We start from the raw sequence: 14,819 nt of genomic DNA, 5'->3' as shown, positions 1-14,819 counted from the left end.
TTGTCGGGAAATCGGATTAAAACGAGTGGCCCGGCGTTGAGCGAGGCCGGTCGTTATCTCAGCCGTCGACGCTAGCCCATTTCGGGGCAATAGCCGTACCGCGACCCAAGCCGTAACCCAGCCGGATATTGAGCATTCCCAGCGGTTCGAGCAGGCGGGCGGCATCGAGCGAGCCAGTCTTCTCGACAGCGAAGTCGGCGTCCCTCACCAGGGCTGCGGCGGTTTCGACCGCATCGTCGTCACCAGCCAGGAACACCGGAATATTGGCGGTCTGTTTTGCTGGGGCCGCCAGCAGCTCGGCAAAGATCGTGTTGAAGGCTTTCACGACTTTGGCGCCTTCGGCCCTGCGTTGGATCTCCTCGGCTGCCGACGTGTCGTGGCCAAATAGCAGGCCGGAGAAATCAGGCTTGAGCGGATTGGTAATGTCGACGACGATTTTAGCCTGCAACGGCGCTGTTCCGGCAACTTCGAGCGCCGAGGCATAAGGCAGGGCTAGAACCAGAATATCGGCTTCGGCCACGGCCGACAGGATCGGGACGCTCGCAGCACCGATCTCTTCCGCAAGCGACGTTGCCGCGGCCTCGTTGCGCGAGGCGAGGATCAGATCGCGCTTGCCTGCCAGGCGCCGGGCCAAGCCAGCCCCCATGTTTCCGGTTCCGATAATAGCTGTTTTCATGTGAGCGATCCCTTCGTCAGGTTGAACGATCCGGATATAGCCCACCGCGATCCCATAATTAATGACGTTGAATGACGGAACATAATTGCATAAAAGTATCGAATGAACGATCTCACCAATTTGCAGACCTTTATAGCCGTGGCCACGGCCGGCAGCTTCGCGAAAGCTGCAGCCAGGCTCAACCTGTCGCCGGCGATGGTGGGCCGCCGCCTTCAGGCTCTGGAAGCGGATTATGGCGTCAAGCTGATCGAGCGCACCACCCGGACACAAAGGCTCACCGAGATCGGCGTCAGATTTCTGGAGAGGGCAAGCAGGGTCATCGATGAGTTGGAGCGGTTGAACGACCTCGCCGGTCCGCAGAACCACGAGATCTCTGGCCATCTCCGCATCAGCGGCCCGACTACTCTCGGGGTAAAAAGGCTGGCGTCGTCGATCGCCCGCTTTGCCAATCAGCATCCCGCCGTCAGCCTGGACCTCAACCTTAGCGACCGGAACGTCGATTTGATCGCGGAAGGTTATGACCTCGCCATTCGAGTGGCGCATCTGCGGCCGTCTTCATTGATCGCAAGGAGGATAGGCACTTACCGCTTCGTTTGCTGCGCCTCTCCCGGCTATCTCGACAGAGCCGGCGTGCCGAGCCATCCCGAGCAACTGGAACAGCATCGTTGCCTCCTCAGCCTTAACCTCGTCCCCCGCGATCAATGGCATTTTGAAGGTCAGGATGGACGGGTGCTGTCGGCAAAGATCAACAGCAATATCGGGATCGACAACGGTGAAGCCATGCGGGTTGCTGCGGTCGAAGGCGCGGGCATCATCTATGCGCCGCTGATCCTGGTAGAGGAGGACATCGCCGCTGGACGGCTGACCGAGGTGCTCGCCGAATGGCACAAGTCCAGCCTGCCAATCCATGCGGTTCACCCGTCGCGGCAATTCGTGCCGCGACGGGTGAAAGCGGTGATCGACTGGATCGCGGGGGATTTGCGCTGATAGGATTTGCAAGGGGCAGAAGGCGCGAACGGCGGTGCGGCCTTACTGCAACTGCGGCTTTTTCAGAAAGCTGTTGCGGTCGGCGGATTTGACGCGCAGCCAAGCCTCCCGGCCGTTTCGCAGGATCCGCATCGGAATCTCGGCGCCGGCCGGGCCGCTGCTCCAGAGCTTGCGGTAGAAATCGGCCAGGCCATCGACCTCTTCGTCGCGGATCTCCGAAATGATATCGCCCTGACGCAGGCCCGCCTCGGCGGCCGGACCGCCTTCGGTCACGCTCATCACCACCACGCCGCCATTGCTCTCGGCGGAGAATGCGCCGAGCCATGGCCGCGGCGGCTTGTTGACCTTGCCACGGTTCAACAGATCGTCCAGGATCGGCGGCAAAAGGTCGATCGGAACGACCATGTTGATATCGGCGACCTCGCCGTCCTGGCTCATCTGCAGGCGAAGCGAACCGATGCCGAGAAGCTTGCCGTCCGCGCCGATCAGGGGCGCGCCGCCCCATGCGGGATGGGCCGGTGCGGTAAAAATCGCCTCTTCCAGCAGATATTCCCAATAACCTGCAAATTCCTGCCGGGCCACGATATTTGCCTGGACGAATTCGCCGATGCCGTCGACCAGCACGACGGGATCGCCGGGTTTGGCCACGGCGGCATCGCCGAAATCCACCGCCGGCGCGTCCAGGACGCCGAGCGCCTGCACCAAGCCGAATCCGCTCTCCTGGTCGTAGGCAAGCGGATGGGCGGGAACAACTCGGCCATCCTGGGTCGTCAGCCAGACTTCCTCAGCTTCGGTGATGAGATAACCGATCGTCAGCACCAGCCCATTATCGCGAATGACCACGCCGCTGCCCTCCCGGACGGTGCCCAGCGTCTCCGCTGTGAAGGCATCTTCCGGAATGGAGGAGCGGACGGCCACGACTGACCGCAGGATCGGATCGATATTCATGCTTTCATCCCGATGGGCGCCGCCGCGCAACGCCGAAAACCGGCACTTCTCCCTCCATAGGTAAGGAGATGAAGCGGCGGCGGCAAGGTTGGAGCGGCGGGAATTTCCACAACCGCAGCTCCCGGCATGGAGGAATGCCGGAATGTCTGAGGGGGTGACAGCGCGGCGTGCAACAATATACAGTCAATCCAGGAATCAGACGCACACGGATCACGACATGAAGGACTGGCATCCAGATCTCAGCCGCAGCAGCAGCCCCCGTTACATGGCGATCGCCGACCTGATCGAAATGGATCTGCGCAGCGGGCATCTGATGGTCGGTGACCGGCTGCCGCCGCAGCGTGAACTTGCCAAACGGCTGAACGTCGATTTCACGACGGTGGCGAGAGGTTACGTCGAGGCGCAGAAGCGCGGTCTCGTGGATTCCCATGTCGGCCGGGGCACTTTCGTCACTGGCGCTGCGATCAAGCAGCGCCAGGATTTGAGCGCCGACACCGGGCCCGACCCCCGCCGTGCGTCCGTTGCCGATCTCTCGATGAATCTGCCGCCGGAGCCGGACGATCCGGAGCTGATCGCACGCATGCGCGAGGGCATCTCGGCAGTGGCGGCGAGCCTCGTCCCGCTTCTGCGCTATCAAGGCTTCGGCGGATCCGACATGGACAGGGAAGCTGCCGCCGCCTGGCTCGGCCGACGCGGCCTGGTGCCCTCGCAGGAGCGGATATTCGTCACGCCGGGTGCCCATCCGGCGCTGCTGGCGATCCTCGGGCTGCTGGCAAAGCCCGGCGAGACCGTGCTTTCGGAAATCATCACCTATCCCGGCATACGTTCGATCGCCGCACAGTTACGGCTCAATCTTGCCGGCCTGCCGATGGACGGATACGGGATCCTGCCCGATGCTCTGGCCGGAGCCTGCGAGCGGTTGAAGCCGAAGGCGCTCTATCTCAATCCGACTCTGCAAAACCCGACGACGCTGACAATCCCGGCCGGCCGCCGCGAGGAAATCGCCGCCGTCGCCCGCAAATATCGTCTGCCGATCGTCGAGGACGACGCCTACGGTTTCGTTCCGTCGGAAGGGCCTGCGCCGCTTGCGGCAATGGCCCCGGAATTGACCTGGCATATCGGCGGCTTGGCCAAATGCCTCGGCGCAGGCCTGCGCCTTGCCTATGTCCTGGCACCCGATACCAGGGCGGTTTGGCCTTTCGTCAGCGCCATGCGCGCCAATAATGTCATGGCTTCGCCCCTGAATATGGCGCTTGCCACCCGCTGGATCGAGGACGGCACGGCCGATGCGATCCTGCGCTTCATCCGCGCCGAGGCGGCCGCCCGCCAGCAGATGGTCGCGGCCATCCTGCCCGCCGGCAGCTACCGCGCCGACCCGATCAGTTTCAACATCTGGCTGCCTCTGACCAACAGTTGGACCCGCTCCACCTTCGGCAGCCATATGCGTTCCTCCGGCATCGGCGTGGTGGCAAGCGACGCCTTCACGGTCGATGGCGTCGCACCCGAGGCGGTGCGGGTCTGCCTCGGCGGCCCGATCCCACGGGAGAGATTGCAGGGCGTGCTGGAGTTCATGGCCCACGCGCTGGAAGGTCCGCCGGAGATGGCGGCCTCGTTCTTCTGATCCGGCGACGCCGCGGCTGAGCCTGCCACGCCATTCTCGAATGGAGTTTCCAGCAGTCGGCGACGCCCGACCGGTGGGGGACTGCTGCGGCATTGTGACAGATTGATTGGTGCACTTTGCTCAATGTATTTATATTGAATGCATACATTGTGCGGCATTGAATGAGCCGCGAGACAGGAAGAGGTCACCATGGACGCCGAATATCCCCCGCTTCCTCCGATGCAGACCGGCATCAGGGGCCGCTGCCCGCGCTGTGGCCAGGGCAATATGTTTAAGGGGTTCCTGACGCTGCAGCCGCAGTGCGAAGCCTGCGGCCTCGATTACTCTTTCGCCGATCCGGCCGACGGCCCGGCCTTCTTCGTCATCTGCTTCGCCTGCATTCCAAGCGTGCTGCTCGGCGTCTGGCTGGAGGTGGCTTTCTCGGCGCCGATCTGGGCGCATCTTCTCGTCACAGGTCCCTTCATGCTCGCCACCTGCATTCCGCCGCTCAGGCCGCTGAAAGGCTGGCTGGTCGCCAGCCAGTATTTCTACAAGGCCGAAGAGGGCAAGCTGGCCTGACGCTGCGGGCTATTTCAGCGCGGCGCGGAGGCGCGGCGTCGCGAAGTCGATCAGCGCGCGCAGTTTCAGCGGCACCAGCCCCTGCGAGGGGTAGACGAGATGCACCGGCGCCGGCTGCGGTTCGAAATCGGTGAGCAGCGGCACCAGCTGGCCTGCGGCCTCCGCGTGGGCGGCCTGGTAGGAGAGCACGCGGGTGATGCCGAGGCCGGAAACGGCGGCATCCACAGCCGCCTCGGCGGTGTTGACGGCAAGCCGCGAGCGGATCGGCACAGGGAGTTCCCGCTTGTTATCGATGAATGTCCAGCTGTGCGTCGAGGCCATGCCCTCGAAGGTGATACAGTCATGCACGGACAGATCGCTGGGGCGGCGAATTGCAGCCTGCCGGGCGAGATAATCCGGGCTGGCGTAGACCCTGCGGCGGATCGCGCCGAGCCTTGTAGCGATCAGGTTGCTGTCGGCTAGGTTGCCGATCCGCAGCGCGAGGTCGATATGATCCTCGACAAGGTTCGCCAGCCGGTCGCCGAGCATCAGCCGCAGATTGATGTCGGGATAGGCCTTCAGAAAATCCACCACGACAGGCAGGACATGCAGCCGCCCGAAGACGATCGGCGCCGTCATCGTCAACTCGCCCTTCGGCGCGCTGTATTCGCCGGCCGCCGCCCGTTCCGCCTCTTCCACACGGTCGAGAATTTCCCGCGCCGCCTCGACATAGGAGCGGCCGGCCTCCGTCAGCGCGATCTTCCGGTTGGTCCTTTGCAGGAGCCGCGAGCCGAGATGCGCTTCCAGTTCCGAAACCTTGCGGCTGACGGTGGCAAGCGGCGAGCGCAGATGCCGTGAGGCGGCCGACAGGCTGCCCTGTTCGACGACGGCGAGAAGTACTGTCATGGCTTCGAGGCGGTCCATCATATCCTTCCAGAAATTGGAAATCCGGCTCTCGGATTAGCATTCTACTGCACCTTGGTGGAAGGCCGTAGATTCGCAGCGGATGGTTCCGAGCAGCCATCGCCAATCGCGTCCGTCCCAGAGGAGACATCATGAAACTCTATCATCACCCGCTTTCCGGCCATTCGCATCGGGCCCATCTTTTCCTGTCGCTGCTTGACGCTCGCTATGAACTGGTCGAGGTCGACTTGGCGGCAGGCGCTCACAAGGCGCCAGATTTCCTCAAGCTCAATCCCTTCGGCCAGGTGCCGGTTCTCGATGATGATGGCACGGTCATTGCCGATTCCTCCGCCATCCTCGTCTATCTCTCGCGCAAATACGGCCGCACGGATTGGCTGCCGGAGGAAGCGGTTGCGGCGGCGCGGATACAGAAATGGCTGTCGGTCGCTGCCGGCGAGATCGCCTACGGGCCATGTGCCGCTCGCCTGGTCACCGTCTTCGGCGCCGATTTCCGCACGCAGGAGGTGATTGCCCGGGCGCACCGAATCCTCGCACTGGTCGAGGCGGAACTCTCCGGCCGCAGCTTCCTGCTCGGCGACAAGCCGACCATCGCCGACGTCGCGCTTTACAGCTACATCGCCAATGCGCCGGAGGGCAATGTCGACACCTCGGCCTATCCGGGCGTCGGCGCATGGCTTGCGCGCATCGAGGCGCTGCCGGGTTTCGTCGGTTTCCGCAAGACGAAGGTCGGCCTTGCCGCATGAACAGCCGCCGGGGCGGAGCACCGCCCCGGCCTTCTGATGATCCCGCAAGGAGGCCATGATGCTGAACGAGACAAGAGAGGATGCCGCATCGCCCTGGCATGAGGGCGAACTTGCCATGCAGCGGAGCATCGGCGTGGTCGAACGCATGGACGGGCCGGGCCGCAATTTCATCCGCAAGGCCATGCCCGAACAGCACCGCGCCTTCTTTCCAATGCTGCCTTTCGTCGTGCTCGGCGCGGTCGACGCCAAGGGTGATGTCTGGGCGACGGTGCGGGCGGGGCGCCCCGGGTTCATGTCCTCGCCTGAGCCTGAGGCTCTCGACGTCGATATGCAGCGCGATCCGGACGATCCCGCCGATGCCGGCATGGAAAATGGAGACGCGATCGCGCTGCTCGGCATTCAGCTGGAGACCCGCAGGCGCAATCGGCTGAACGGAGTCATCCGCAGGACGAATGCCGAGGCTTTCCGCCTGCGGGTCGGCCAGAGCTTCGGCAATTGCCCGCAATATATCCAGCCGCGCTCAGCCGCCTTTGTCCGCGATCCCGATATGCCCACAGCGATCCGGCCGCTTCACTTCGTCAACCTCGACGACTGGGCGCGGCGGATGATCGAGGGCGCCGATACGTTTTTCGTCGCCTCCTATGTCGATCGCGATAATGGCGAGCGGCAGGTCGATGTCTCCCATCGCGGCGGCAGTCCCGGCTTCGTGCGGCTCGACGCTGACGGCATGCTGACCATCCCCGATTTTCCCGGCAACCGGTTCTTCAACACGCTCGGCAATCTTCTCGTCAACCCGAAGGCTGGCCTGGTCTTCGTCGATTTTGAAACCGGCGATATGCTGCAGATGACTGGAAAGACCGAGATATTGCTGTCTTCGCCTGAGATCGCCGGCTTTGAAAGGGCGGAAAGGCTATGGCGCTTTACGCCCGAGATCATTGTCCTACGCCCGGATGCGCTGCCGTTGCGCTGGAGCCGCAATCTCGACCGCTGAGAAGGTGTCAGCCCGTCACTTGCATAACATTGTACCGATAGGTACAGTGGGGACATATCAGTACAGGAGAATATCATGTCCAGCCTCGTCCCGCCGTTCACCCTCGAGACCGCCACTCGGAAAGTCCGTCTTGCCGAGGACGGCTGGAACAGCCGCGATCCCGAGCGTGTGTCGCTCGTCTATACGCCGGACAGCTGCTGGCGGAACCGCGCCGAATTCATCAACGGCCGCGCCGAGATCGTCGCTTTCCTTACGCGCAAATGGGCCAAAGAGCTGGATTACCGTCTGATCAAGGAAATCTGGGCCTTCGGCGACAATCGCATCGCCGTGCGTTTTGCCTATGAATGGCACGATGACAGCGGCAACTGGTTCCGCTCCTACGGCAATGAGAATTGGGAATTCGATGCGACCGGCTTGATGCAGCGTCGTTTTGCCTGCATCAACGATCTGCCGATCCGGGAAACGGATCGTAAATACCACTGGCCGCTCGGCCGGCGGCCGGATGACCATCCCGGCCTGAGCGAGCTCGGCCTCTAGAGTAGGATGAACTTGGACCGGTGAAGACCGTCTATGAACGCGCCGACATCATACCGCTGCTCGCAGAAACCTTCCGCGAGCTCGGCTATGAAGGTGCCACGCTCAGCCGCATCACCGAACGCACGGGCATCGGCAAGGGCAGCCTGTATCACTTCTTTCCTGGCGGCAAGGAGGAGATGGCCGGCGCTGTGCTCGCCGATATCGATGCCTGGTTCGAACAGGCGATCTATCGGCCGCTGAGGGACGACGACGCCCATCAGGCGATCGCGGCGATGTGGGTCAACGTCAATGATTATTTCCGCGGCGGCGGCCGTATCTGCCTCGTTGGCGCCTTCGCGCTCGACGACACCCGGGAGCGGTTTTCGGAGGCGATCGGCGACTATTTCATCCGCTGGACCGAGGCGTTGCGTTCGGCGCTGATGCGGGCTGGCTGTGCTGAGAAGAAGGCGCAGACGCTTGCTGAGGAAGGCGTCTGCGGCATCCAGGGCGCGTTGGTGTTGTCGCGCGCACTGCGAGATGGAGCGGTCTTCACCCGTGCGCTGGAAACGCTGGCGAACCGGCTTGAGGCTGCGACGTGATGACCGCGGGCCTTACATCTGCGCCGTTTTGCCTGTATCTGTCAGCGTTGTTGTTGAGGCTGCCGGGTCGGGCGGGTGTTTTCCCGCTCAAGGCGAATCTGGCGCCATTCATTTTCCATCTGGTCAACGACATGCTGGGGAATGGTGGTTTGCGTGGTGGCAGGCGTCTGCATCGGAAGTCTCCTCTTGTGGTGGTAAGGCTTCAGGGCAGAAAGATGCATTGCACAAGACAAAAGGCGTGTAAATCAGGGGCTTAGGCACTTCAAACGATTAAGTTTATTTTAATCGATTAAGACGGTTTTAACCATCAGGTTCACGGGAAGCGCGGAATGGTTGTCCACATGGACCGGATATTCTTTTTTGATGCGGTGCGGCAAGAGCTTTTCAAAGGCGAGCTGACTCAGCCTCAGGTGGTGGGCATGACGGCGATTGTCGATGCCTGGGAAAAGCGGTTTGCTCAGGCCGACCGCCGATGGCTCGCCTATATCCTCGCGACCGCTTATCATGAAACGGCCTATACCATGCAGCCGGTGCGCGAGACGCTGGCTGAAAGCGACATGCGCGCGGTCGAGATCCTGGAGTCAGCCTTTGCCGCAGGCCGGCTCTCCTGGGTGAAGACGCCGTATTGGCGGGCGGACGAGGATGGCCGCTGCTGGCTCGGGCGCGGGCTGGTGCAGCTCACCCATAAACGGAACTACGAGGCGATGAGCGTGCTGACGGGCATCGACCTCGTCGCTGATCCCGACCGGGCGATGGAGATGGAAGCGGCCGTGACGATTCTGATCGAAGGCATGCTGCAGGGCAGCTTTACCGGCCATAAACTCGCCGATCACCTGAATGAGACGACCGAGGACTGGGTAAATGCGCGCCGCATCGTCAACGGCACCGACCGGGCCGAAAAGCTCGCCGGTTACGCCAGGGCTTTCAATGCGGCGATGCGTCCGAATGCCGCGCCGGGCAGGCAGCGCGGTTGAAGGGCCGCCGCCCGCGTGTTATCGCGCGGGCTGACCCCTCTGGAACCTGACAGGAGCTCCCGCGTGATCCGCCATATCGTCTTCTTCACCGTAAAGGAGGAACATCTGGAGGAGGTGAGGGCGGGGCTTTCGATCCTGACCGGCATTCCGCACGCGCGGCTGCTGGAAATCGGCACCAATGTGAAGACCGACCAGCTGGGCACCGAGATCGACCTCGTGGTCTATGGCGAATTCGACGATCAGGCGGCTCTCGCCGCTTATAAGGCACACCCCGATTATCAGCGCTCGATCGAGCGCGTGCGCCCGCTCCGGGAAAAGCGCATCGCCGCCGATTACGACAGCCGCACGGCCGTGACGCGGCCGCTCTGACGCCGGCAGCCTCCGGCAGCCCTGCTTCGGGTGATGGCTGATATTGCAGTTTTTTCTTTGTTGTCAGGTGGATGAGCGATTTTTCGGATTCTGGTCGTTGCCGACGCTGACGCACCTTCTGAGCCACCGGAATCACTTTTCGAGAAAGCCGCCACAAACCATTCAAAAGCCTCGCCGATCACGACGGATCTTTGTTCGTCGGAACAGCCGTGGCGGGCGCGGATGATAAGCGAGAGATAATCAGCACGACTGACTTGCAGCCCCAAGTCTCACGAAACGACCGGCCTCGGCTCCGATGCCCTGGCACCCCGCACCAGCGCCATCAGCATCAGCACGAGGGTGAGCGCCAATGCGGACAGAAAGGCGCAGGCGAGCAGCGCCGGACCGGTGCCGGCACGGTCTAGAATGGCGGTGAAGATAACGGGAGCGATGGCATTGGCGAGGTTCTGCGGCAGGGACAGCCGGGCCGAATGCAGGCCGAATTCGCTCGGCGAGAACAGCGCCAGCGGCAGCAGGGCCCGGGCGACGGCCATGACCCCCGAGCCGAAGCCGTAGAGCAGGATGAAGGTGACGAGCACCGGCGTCGATGGGCCGGCCGTGAGCATGATCAGAAAGCTGATCAGTGTCAGGCCGATGCCCATGACGGCGCTGAGGATGGGGCTGCCGCGGCGGCCGAGCAGCATGTCGAGAAAACGGGCCGAGATGCCGAGGGCGCCGCGCGCCGAGCCGAGCTGCAGCGCCAGCGCCGGTGAAGCGCCGGACTGGCGGAAGATTTCGATCAGCGATGGAGCGATGCCGAAGGTGACGAAGGATGAGATCGTCGCCACCGCGGCAATCAGCAGGAAGGCCTTGCGCTGCGCCGTCTTCGACAATGGCACTGGGGCGATCTCCGCCGCGCTGCCCTCGGCATGTGGCACGATCGGCTTCGGAAGAGCGAAAAGATGCAGCGGCAGGCAGACGAAGAATTGCAGCGCCGCGCAGAAAACAAAGGTGAGCCGCCAGCCGACCGCCTCGTTGAGCAGGCTGAGGATTGGCCAGAAGATGGTGCTCGACAGCCCGGTGAACAGCATGAGGATGGCGATGACGCGTTTGCCGTTGATCCCTTCGCGTTCGACGACGGCGGTATAGGCCGGTGCCGAGAGACCCAATGCGCCGCCGATGCCGATGACGAGCCAGGCGGCGGCGTAGAGCAGAATGCCGTTCGCCACGGCCAGCAAGGAGAGGCCGAGCGCGAAGATCAGCGAAGCGGCCGAAAGCACCCGGGCAGCGCCGTAGCGGCCGAGCCAGCGGCCGGTCGTCGGACCGGCAACGGCGCTGACCACCATCATGATCGTGAGGCCGGCAAAGACTACCTCGTTCGCCACGCCGATATCCGGCGCCACCGCGCGGCCCATGACGCCGAGCATGTCAAACGTCGTGCCCCAGCCGATCAGCTGGGTAATGGCAAGCACGGTGACCGTCTGCGCCGAACGAAAGCGGAAGTATTTTGGCATGGTGCTGAAGGGTCTGAAATGCAGGGGGCAGCAAGGACTAGCAGTTTCAACCAGCCGGCGAAAGCTGCGATTGGCAATCCGGCTACACCAGCCGCCTGCGTTTTCCCGAGCCGATGAAGCTTTGCACGAATGACATGAGAGAGCGGTACAATTTGAGGACGACCAGGTGCGCTCTGGTGCGTGCCGCTATCGGCTGGCTGACGTGATTGCGGTTCGCCCCGAATCAGGGCGACGCGGGCCGATTCGGGAACGATGACCGCGGTCGCGGCGACCCGGCTTTCCAACCTCGCCGGAGGCGCTGGCCAACATCCGATACCAGGGTTGGGAGACATCGTTTTCGGGCGCCCGAGGGACGGTCCGCACTTGCGGCAGCGGCGGATTCAAGGGGCTGAAATCGATTCTGCCAAGCAGTCGAGAACGGTTCTAAACGCCCTGTTTTACAACGCATTCATTTGCCATTCAGGTCGCTTGAGTACATATTCGCAGCAAGTTGGAATTACCCTTGAAAGCATAAGACATGGCCTTTCCTCTGAGCGTCGCAGTAGTGGCCGCCGGACTGGTGGTATCGGCGCCCTCACCGGATGGCGCAGGCACCTACGTCCTGCGCGTGGCAGGCGATTGCAGCGCCGCCGCAGCCCAGGTCGTCGAGCAGACGGGCGGCCAGCTCCTGTCTGTGCAACCGGTGGGCGATAGCTGCATCATTACCGTTCTCGTGTCGGGCAATGGCCAGCGTCCACGCAAGGTAACGGTAAAGGTTCCGATGTAACCGGAATCGGTCTATTCAAAACACGATCGATTTGAAGCGGACGAAGGCGGAACGATGCGCATCCTGGTAATCGAAGACGACGTCAACCTGAACCGGCAGCTCGCCGACACGCTGAAGGAGGCGGGCTATGTCGTCGATCAGGCGTTCGATGGTGAAGAAGGTCATTTCCTCGGCGATACCGAACCCTATGACGCCATCATCCTCGATATCGGCCTGCCGGAGATGGACGGCGTGACCGTGCTGGAAAAATGGCGCGGCGCCGGCCGCGGCATGCCGGTTTTGATTCTGACGGCGCGTGATCGCTGGAGCGACAAGGTCGCCGGCATCGACGCCGGCGCCGACGACTATGTCACCAAGCCCTTCCATGTCGAGGAAGTGCTGGCGCGCATTCGGGCGTTGATCCGGCGCGCCGCCGGGCATGCATCCTCTGAGATCGTCTGCGGCCCGGTGCGGCTCGATACTAAGTCGTCGAAGGCAACGGTCAATGGCACGACGCTGAAGCTGACTTCGCACGAATATCGCCTGCTCGCCTATCTCATGCATCACATGGGCGAGGTCGTCTCGCGAACGGAGCTGGTCGAGCACATGTACGACCAGGACTTCGACCGCGATTCCAACACGATCGAGGTCTTCGTCGGCCGTCTGCGCAAGAAGATGGGCGTCGACCTGATCGAAACGGTGCGCGGTCTCGGCTACCGAATCCAAGCGCCGAAACATGCGAATTAAGTCGCTCACCGCACGTGTGTTGCTGCTGACCACGGTCTGGTCGACGGTGGCCCTGGTGGTGATCGGCCTGCTGATCTCGACGCTCTACCGCAAGAGCGCCGAACGCGGTTTCCAGGATCTGCTGCGAGCCCAGCTCTATAACGTCATCAACTCGGTTACGATCGGCGATCAGGGGGCGTTGAGCGGCAGCCCGCAGCTCGGCGATCTGCGTTTTGCCCAGCCGAAGACCGGCTGGTATTGGGTGGTTGAACCCCTTGGCACCTATACCACCGCGCCGCTGGTGTCGCCCTCGCTCGGTTCGGCGCTCATTCCGGTGCCTTCCGTCGTCGAGGCGCCCTTCGACAAGAATTACGAGCGCTACTACCAGGTGACGGACGCCTCCGGTAACCGCGTACAGGTGGCCGAAACCGAAGTGGTGCTCGATACTGACGGGCGTGCGGCGCGCTTCCGCGTCACCGGCAATGTCGATGTCGTCGAAGACGATGTGCGCACCTTTTCCCACAGCCTCTATCTGGCGCTCGCCGGCTTCGGCGTCGGCAGCCTGATCGTCAATGCGCTGGCGATCCTCTACGGCCTGAAGCCGCTCGACAAGGCACGTGCCGCATTGGAGCGCATCCGCGCCGGCGAGAGCGAGCAGCTGAAAGGCGACTTTCCGCGCGAAATCCTGCCGCTTGCCAACGAGGTGAACGCATTGATCGACAGCAACCGCCGCATCGTCGAGCGGGCGCGCATGCAGGTCGGCAATCTCGCTCATTCGCTGAAGACGCCGATCGCCGTTCTGCTCAACGAGGCGCGTGTGCTCGAAAAATCTCATGGCGAACTGGTGCGCAGCCAGGCGGAATCGATGCAGGGGCAGGTGCAGTCCTATCTCAACCGCGCCCGCATCGCCGCACAGCGCGAATCCGTGCTCGCCCGCACCGACGCCGAGCCGGCGCTGGAACGGCTGGTGCGTGTCATGCGCCGGCTGAATGTCGATACCGAATTCGATCTCGTCGTCCAGCCGCCGCATCTTGCCGTCGCCATGGAACAGCAGGATCTCGAGGAGACCGTCGGCAATCTGCTGGAAAATGCGGCGCGTTTTGCCAAGAGCAGGGTGCGGCTTTCGGCCGTCGAGGCCGGCGAGGACGTGAAGGGGGCGGAGGCGAGCGCCCGCCGGCGCTGGGTGGAGCTTGCCGTCGAGGATGACGGGCCTGGTCTCGAACCCGACCAGATCCGCGAGGCGCTGAAACGCGGCCGCAGGCTCGATGAAAGCAAGCCCGGAACCGGGCTCGGCCTTTCGATCGTCACCGAGATTTCCAACGAGTACCAGGGGCGCCTCGAGCTCTCGCGTGGTGAATGGGGCGGGCTGAAGGCGAAGCTAATCCTGCCTGGCGTCACAAAGGATGTTGCATGACCAACCGCTTGATGTCACAAAGATAGTGGCAAACGTATAGCATGCTTTTGCCTTAATGCTGACACGGGGACGCTGCACTTCGATCGGCTGAATTTGACCTCTGATCGCGGTTCGACGCAATGATTCTACGCTCGCAAGGCATGATGGTTTCCGCCCTTCTTCTCGTCGTCGTGCTGTCGGGCTGCACGACGACGAAGGGCCCTGCTTCGCGTGGCATTTTTTCGAGCAAACCCTCCGCATCGGCCGCCTTCATCACGGCGCTTCAGGGCGGCATTGTCGGCCGCAGCGGCGTGAGCTTGAGCGATAGCAACAAGCAGCGGGCGCTTGAGGCGGAATATCGGGCGCTGGAAGGGGCGGCGGTCGGCCAGCCGGTGGTCTGGAATGGCAACGACGTCACAGGCAAGGTGGTGGCGGCAGCACCCTATCAGGTCGGTTCGCAGAATTGCCGGCAATATACCCATACGCTGACCGTCGACGGCAAGGACACCGTGGCGCGGGGTGCTGCCTGCCGCAACGAAGACGGCAGCTGGTCGCCGCTCGGTTGAGGCCACCTCCG

At 62.8% G+C, this 14,819-nt stretch carries 17 protein-coding genes and 1 pseudogene; 13 read left to right on the top strand and 5 right to left on the bottom strand.

Going from position 1 to position 14,819, the window contains the following annotated elements:
- Positions 1 to 58: 58 nt before the first annotated feature.
- On the bottom strand, positions 59 to 676 hold the full coding sequence (locus tag GA0061105_RS23295; protein WP_092753172.1) for an NADPH-dependent F420 reductase: 618 nt from the start codon (positions 674 to 676) through the stop codon (positions 59 to 61).
- A 102-nt stretch (positions 677 to 778) separates the two neighbouring features.
- Here GA0061105_RS23295 and GA0061105_RS23290 point away from each other — a divergent pair, with 102 nt between their 5' ends.
- Complete coding sequence (locus GA0061105_RS23290; RefSeq protein WP_092753170.1) at positions 779 to 1,663, top strand: LysR family transcriptional regulator; 885 nt, start codon at positions 779 to 781, stop codon at positions 1,661 to 1,663.
- A 42-nt stretch (positions 1,664 to 1,705) separates the two neighbouring features.
- Here GA0061105_RS23290 and GA0061105_RS23285 read toward each other — a convergent pair whose 3' ends face one another.
- Positions 1,706 to 2,611 (bottom strand): S1C family serine protease, encoded by a 906-nt coding sequence (locus GA0061105_RS23285; protein ID WP_064692673.1) that lies wholly within the window; start codon positions 2,609 to 2,611, stop codon positions 1,706 to 1,708.
- Positions 2,612 to 2,828: 217 nt separating this feature from the next.
- Here GA0061105_RS23285 and GA0061105_RS23280 point away from each other — a divergent pair, with 217 nt between their 5' ends.
- Positions 2,829 to 4,232, top strand: a complete 1,404-nt coding sequence (locus GA0061105_RS23280; protein WP_092753168.1) for an aminotransferase-like domain-containing protein — start codon at positions 2,829 to 2,831, stop codon at positions 4,230 to 4,232.
- A gap of 189 nt (positions 4,233 to 4,421) precedes the next feature.
- Positions 4,422 to 4,790 (top strand): DUF983 domain-containing protein, encoded by a 369-nt coding sequence (locus tag GA0061105_RS23275; RefSeq protein ID WP_092753166.1) that lies wholly within the window; start codon positions 4,422 to 4,424, stop codon positions 4,788 to 4,790.
- Positions 4,791 to 4,799: 9 nt separating this feature from the next.
- Here the strand turns inward: GA0061105_RS23275 and GA0061105_RS23270 are convergent, their stop codons facing one another.
- Positions 4,800 to 5,693, bottom strand: coding sequence for a LysR family transcriptional regulator (locus tag GA0061105_RS23270; protein ID WP_092753164.1), 894 nt, complete (start codon positions 5,691 to 5,693; stop codon positions 4,800 to 4,802).
- Between the two features lie 131 nt (positions 5,694 to 5,824).
- Between GA0061105_RS23270 and GA0061105_RS23265 the strand changes: the two genes are divergently transcribed.
- The 4 genes from GA0061105_RS23265 (at position 5,825) to GA0061105_RS23250 (ending at position 8,542) form a co-directional block, all read left to right on the top strand.
- Positions 5,825 to 6,436: a glutathione S-transferase family protein gene (locus GA0061105_RS23265; protein WP_092753162.1), complete on the top strand. Its 612-nt coding sequence runs from the start codon at positions 5,825 to 5,827 to the stop codon at positions 6,434 to 6,436.
- A gap of 58 nt (positions 6,437 to 6,494) precedes the next feature.
- A complete protein-coding gene (locus GA0061105_RS23260; RefSeq protein WP_064692674.1) occupies positions 6,495 to 7,427 on the top strand; it encodes a pyridoxamine 5'-phosphate oxidase family protein in 933 nt (310 codons plus the stop codon).
- 75 nt (positions 7,428 to 7,502) lie between these two features.
- Positions 7,503 to 7,964 (top strand): nuclear transport factor 2 family protein, encoded by a 462-nt coding sequence (locus tag GA0061105_RS23255; RefSeq protein ID WP_064692313.1) that lies wholly within the window; start codon positions 7,503 to 7,505, stop codon positions 7,962 to 7,964.
- Positions 7,965 to 7,984: 20 nt separating this feature from the next.
- Positions 7,985 to 8,542: a TetR/AcrR family transcriptional regulator gene (locus GA0061105_RS23250; protein WP_064692314.1), complete on the top strand. Its 558-nt coding sequence runs from the start codon at positions 7,985 to 7,987 to the stop codon at positions 8,540 to 8,542.
- A gap of 41 nt (positions 8,543 to 8,583) precedes the next feature.
- Here the strand turns inward: GA0061105_RS23250 and GA0061105_RS33780 are convergent, their stop codons facing one another.
- Positions 8,584 to 8,715, bottom strand: a complete 132-nt coding sequence (locus GA0061105_RS33780) for a hypothetical protein (RefSeq protein ID WP_280949949.1) — start codon at positions 8,713 to 8,715, stop codon at positions 8,584 to 8,586.
- A 156-nt stretch (positions 8,716 to 8,871) separates the two neighbouring features.
- Here GA0061105_RS33780 and GA0061105_RS23245 point away from each other — a divergent pair.
- Both GA0061105_RS23245 and GA0061105_RS23240 read left to right on the top strand, forming a co-directional pair.
- Positions 8,872 to 9,566: pseudogene (locus tag GA0061105_RS23245) on the top strand (hypothetical protein).
- A gap of 13 nt (positions 9,567 to 9,579) precedes the next feature.
- A complete protein-coding gene (locus tag GA0061105_RS23240; protein ID WP_064692316.1) occupies positions 9,580 to 9,885 on the top strand; it encodes a Dabb family protein in 306 nt (101 codons plus the stop codon).
- Between the two features lie 269 nt (positions 9,886 to 10,154).
- On the opposite strand, the gene GA0061105_RS23235 is transcribed toward GA0061105_RS23240, so the two are convergent.
- Positions 10,155 to 11,378 carry an MFS transporter gene (locus GA0061105_RS23235; RefSeq protein ID WP_092753158.1) on the bottom strand — a complete coding sequence of 408 codons (1,224 nt, stop codon included), beginning with the start codon at positions 11,376 to 11,378 and terminating at the stop codon, positions 10,155 to 10,157.
- A 517-nt stretch (positions 11,379 to 11,895) separates the two neighbouring features.
- Here GA0061105_RS23235 and GA0061105_RS23230 point away from each other — a divergent pair.
- The 4 genes from GA0061105_RS23230 (at position 11,896) to GA0061105_RS23215 (ending at position 14,808) form a co-directional block, all read left to right on the top strand.
- Complete coding sequence (locus GA0061105_RS23230) at positions 11,896 to 12,144, top strand: hypothetical protein (protein ID WP_064692318.1); 249 nt, start codon at positions 11,896 to 11,898, stop codon at positions 12,142 to 12,144.
- Between the two features lie 54 nt (positions 12,145 to 12,198).
- Complete coding sequence (locus GA0061105_RS23225; RefSeq protein WP_064692319.1) at positions 12,199 to 12,870, top strand: response regulator transcription factor; 672 nt, start codon at positions 12,199 to 12,201, stop codon at positions 12,868 to 12,870.
- On the top strand, positions 12,860 to 14,263 hold the full coding sequence (locus tag GA0061105_RS23220) for a sensor histidine kinase (RefSeq protein ID WP_064692320.1): 1,404 nt from the start codon (positions 12,860 to 12,862) through the stop codon (positions 14,261 to 14,263). The genes GA0061105_RS23225 and GA0061105_RS23220 overlap by 11 nt, the downstream gene beginning before the upstream one ends.
- A gap of 119 nt (positions 14,264 to 14,382) precedes the next feature.
- A complete protein-coding gene (locus tag GA0061105_RS23215) occupies positions 14,383 to 14,808 on the top strand; it encodes a hypothetical protein (protein WP_092753157.1) in 426 nt (141 codons plus the stop codon).
- Positions 14,809 to 14,819: the final 11 nt, after the last annotated feature.

It is taken from the genome of Rhizobium aethiopicum, assembly GCF_900094625.1.
Lineage (GTDB): Bacteria > Pseudomonadota > Alphaproteobacteria > Rhizobiales > Rhizobiaceae > Rhizobium > Rhizobium aethiopicum.
The sequence above is the reverse complement of the archived record's forward strand: the minus strand, read 5'-3'. Positions and strand labels throughout refer to the sequence as shown.

Excerpts from the sequence above, each read along its gene's own strand:
- GA0061105_RS23270 (WP_092753164.1), bottom strand. The coding sequence starts at position 5,693 with ATGGACCGCCTCGAAGCCATGACAGTACTTCTCGCCGTCGTCGAACAG.
- GA0061105_RS23260 (WP_064692674.1), top strand. The coding sequence starts at position 6,495 with ATGCTGAACGAGACAAGAGAGGATGCCGCATCGCCCTGGCATGAGGGC.
- GA0061105_RS23275 (WP_092753166.1), top strand. The coding sequence starts at position 4,422 with ATGGACGCCGAATATCCCCCGCTTCCTCCGATGCAGACCGGCATCAGG.
- GA0061105_RS23230 (WP_064692318.1), top strand. The coding sequence starts at position 11,896 with ATGGCCTTTCCTCTGAGCGTCGCAGTAGTGGCCGCCGGACTGGTGGTA.
- GA0061105_RS33780 (WP_280949949.1), bottom strand. The coding sequence starts at position 8,715 with ATGCAGACGCCTGCCACCACGCAAACCACCATTCCCCAGCATGTCGTT.
- GA0061105_RS23215 (WP_092753157.1), top strand. The coding sequence starts at position 14,383 with ATGATTCTACGCTCGCAAGGCATGATGGTTTCCGCCCTTCTTCTCGTC.
- GA0061105_RS23265 (WP_092753162.1), top strand. The coding sequence starts at position 5,825 with ATGAAACTCTATCATCACCCGCTTTCCGGCCATTCGCATCGGGCCCAT.
- GA0061105_RS23280 (WP_092753168.1), top strand. The coding sequence starts at position 2,829 with ATGAAGGACTGGCATCCAGATCTCAGCCGCAGCAGCAGCCCCCGTTAC.
- GA0061105_RS23285 (WP_064692673.1), bottom strand. The coding sequence starts at position 2,611 with ATGAATATCGATCCGATCCTGCGGTCAGTCGTGGCCGTCCGCTCCTCC.
- GA0061105_RS23255 (WP_064692313.1), top strand. The coding sequence starts at position 7,503 with ATGTCCAGCCTCGTCCCGCCGTTCACCCTCGAGACCGCCACTCGGAAA.
- GA0061105_RS23290 (WP_092753170.1), top strand. The coding sequence starts at position 779 with ATGAACGATCTCACCAATTTGCAGACCTTTATAGCCGTGGCCACGGCC.
- GA0061105_RS23295 (WP_092753172.1), bottom strand. The coding sequence starts at position 676 with ATGAAAACAGCTATTATCGGAACCGGAAACATGGGGGCTGGCTTGGCC.
- GA0061105_RS23235 (WP_092753158.1), bottom strand. The coding sequence starts at position 11,378 with ATGCCAAAATACTTCCGCTTTCGTTCGGCGCAGACGGTCACCGTGCTT.
- GA0061105_RS23225 (WP_064692319.1), top strand. The coding sequence starts at position 12,199 with ATGCGCATCCTGGTAATCGAAGACGACGTCAACCTGAACCGGCAGCTC.
- GA0061105_RS23220 (WP_064692320.1), top strand. The coding sequence starts at position 12,860 with ATGCGAATTAAGTCGCTCACCGCACGTGTGTTGCTGCTGACCACGGTC.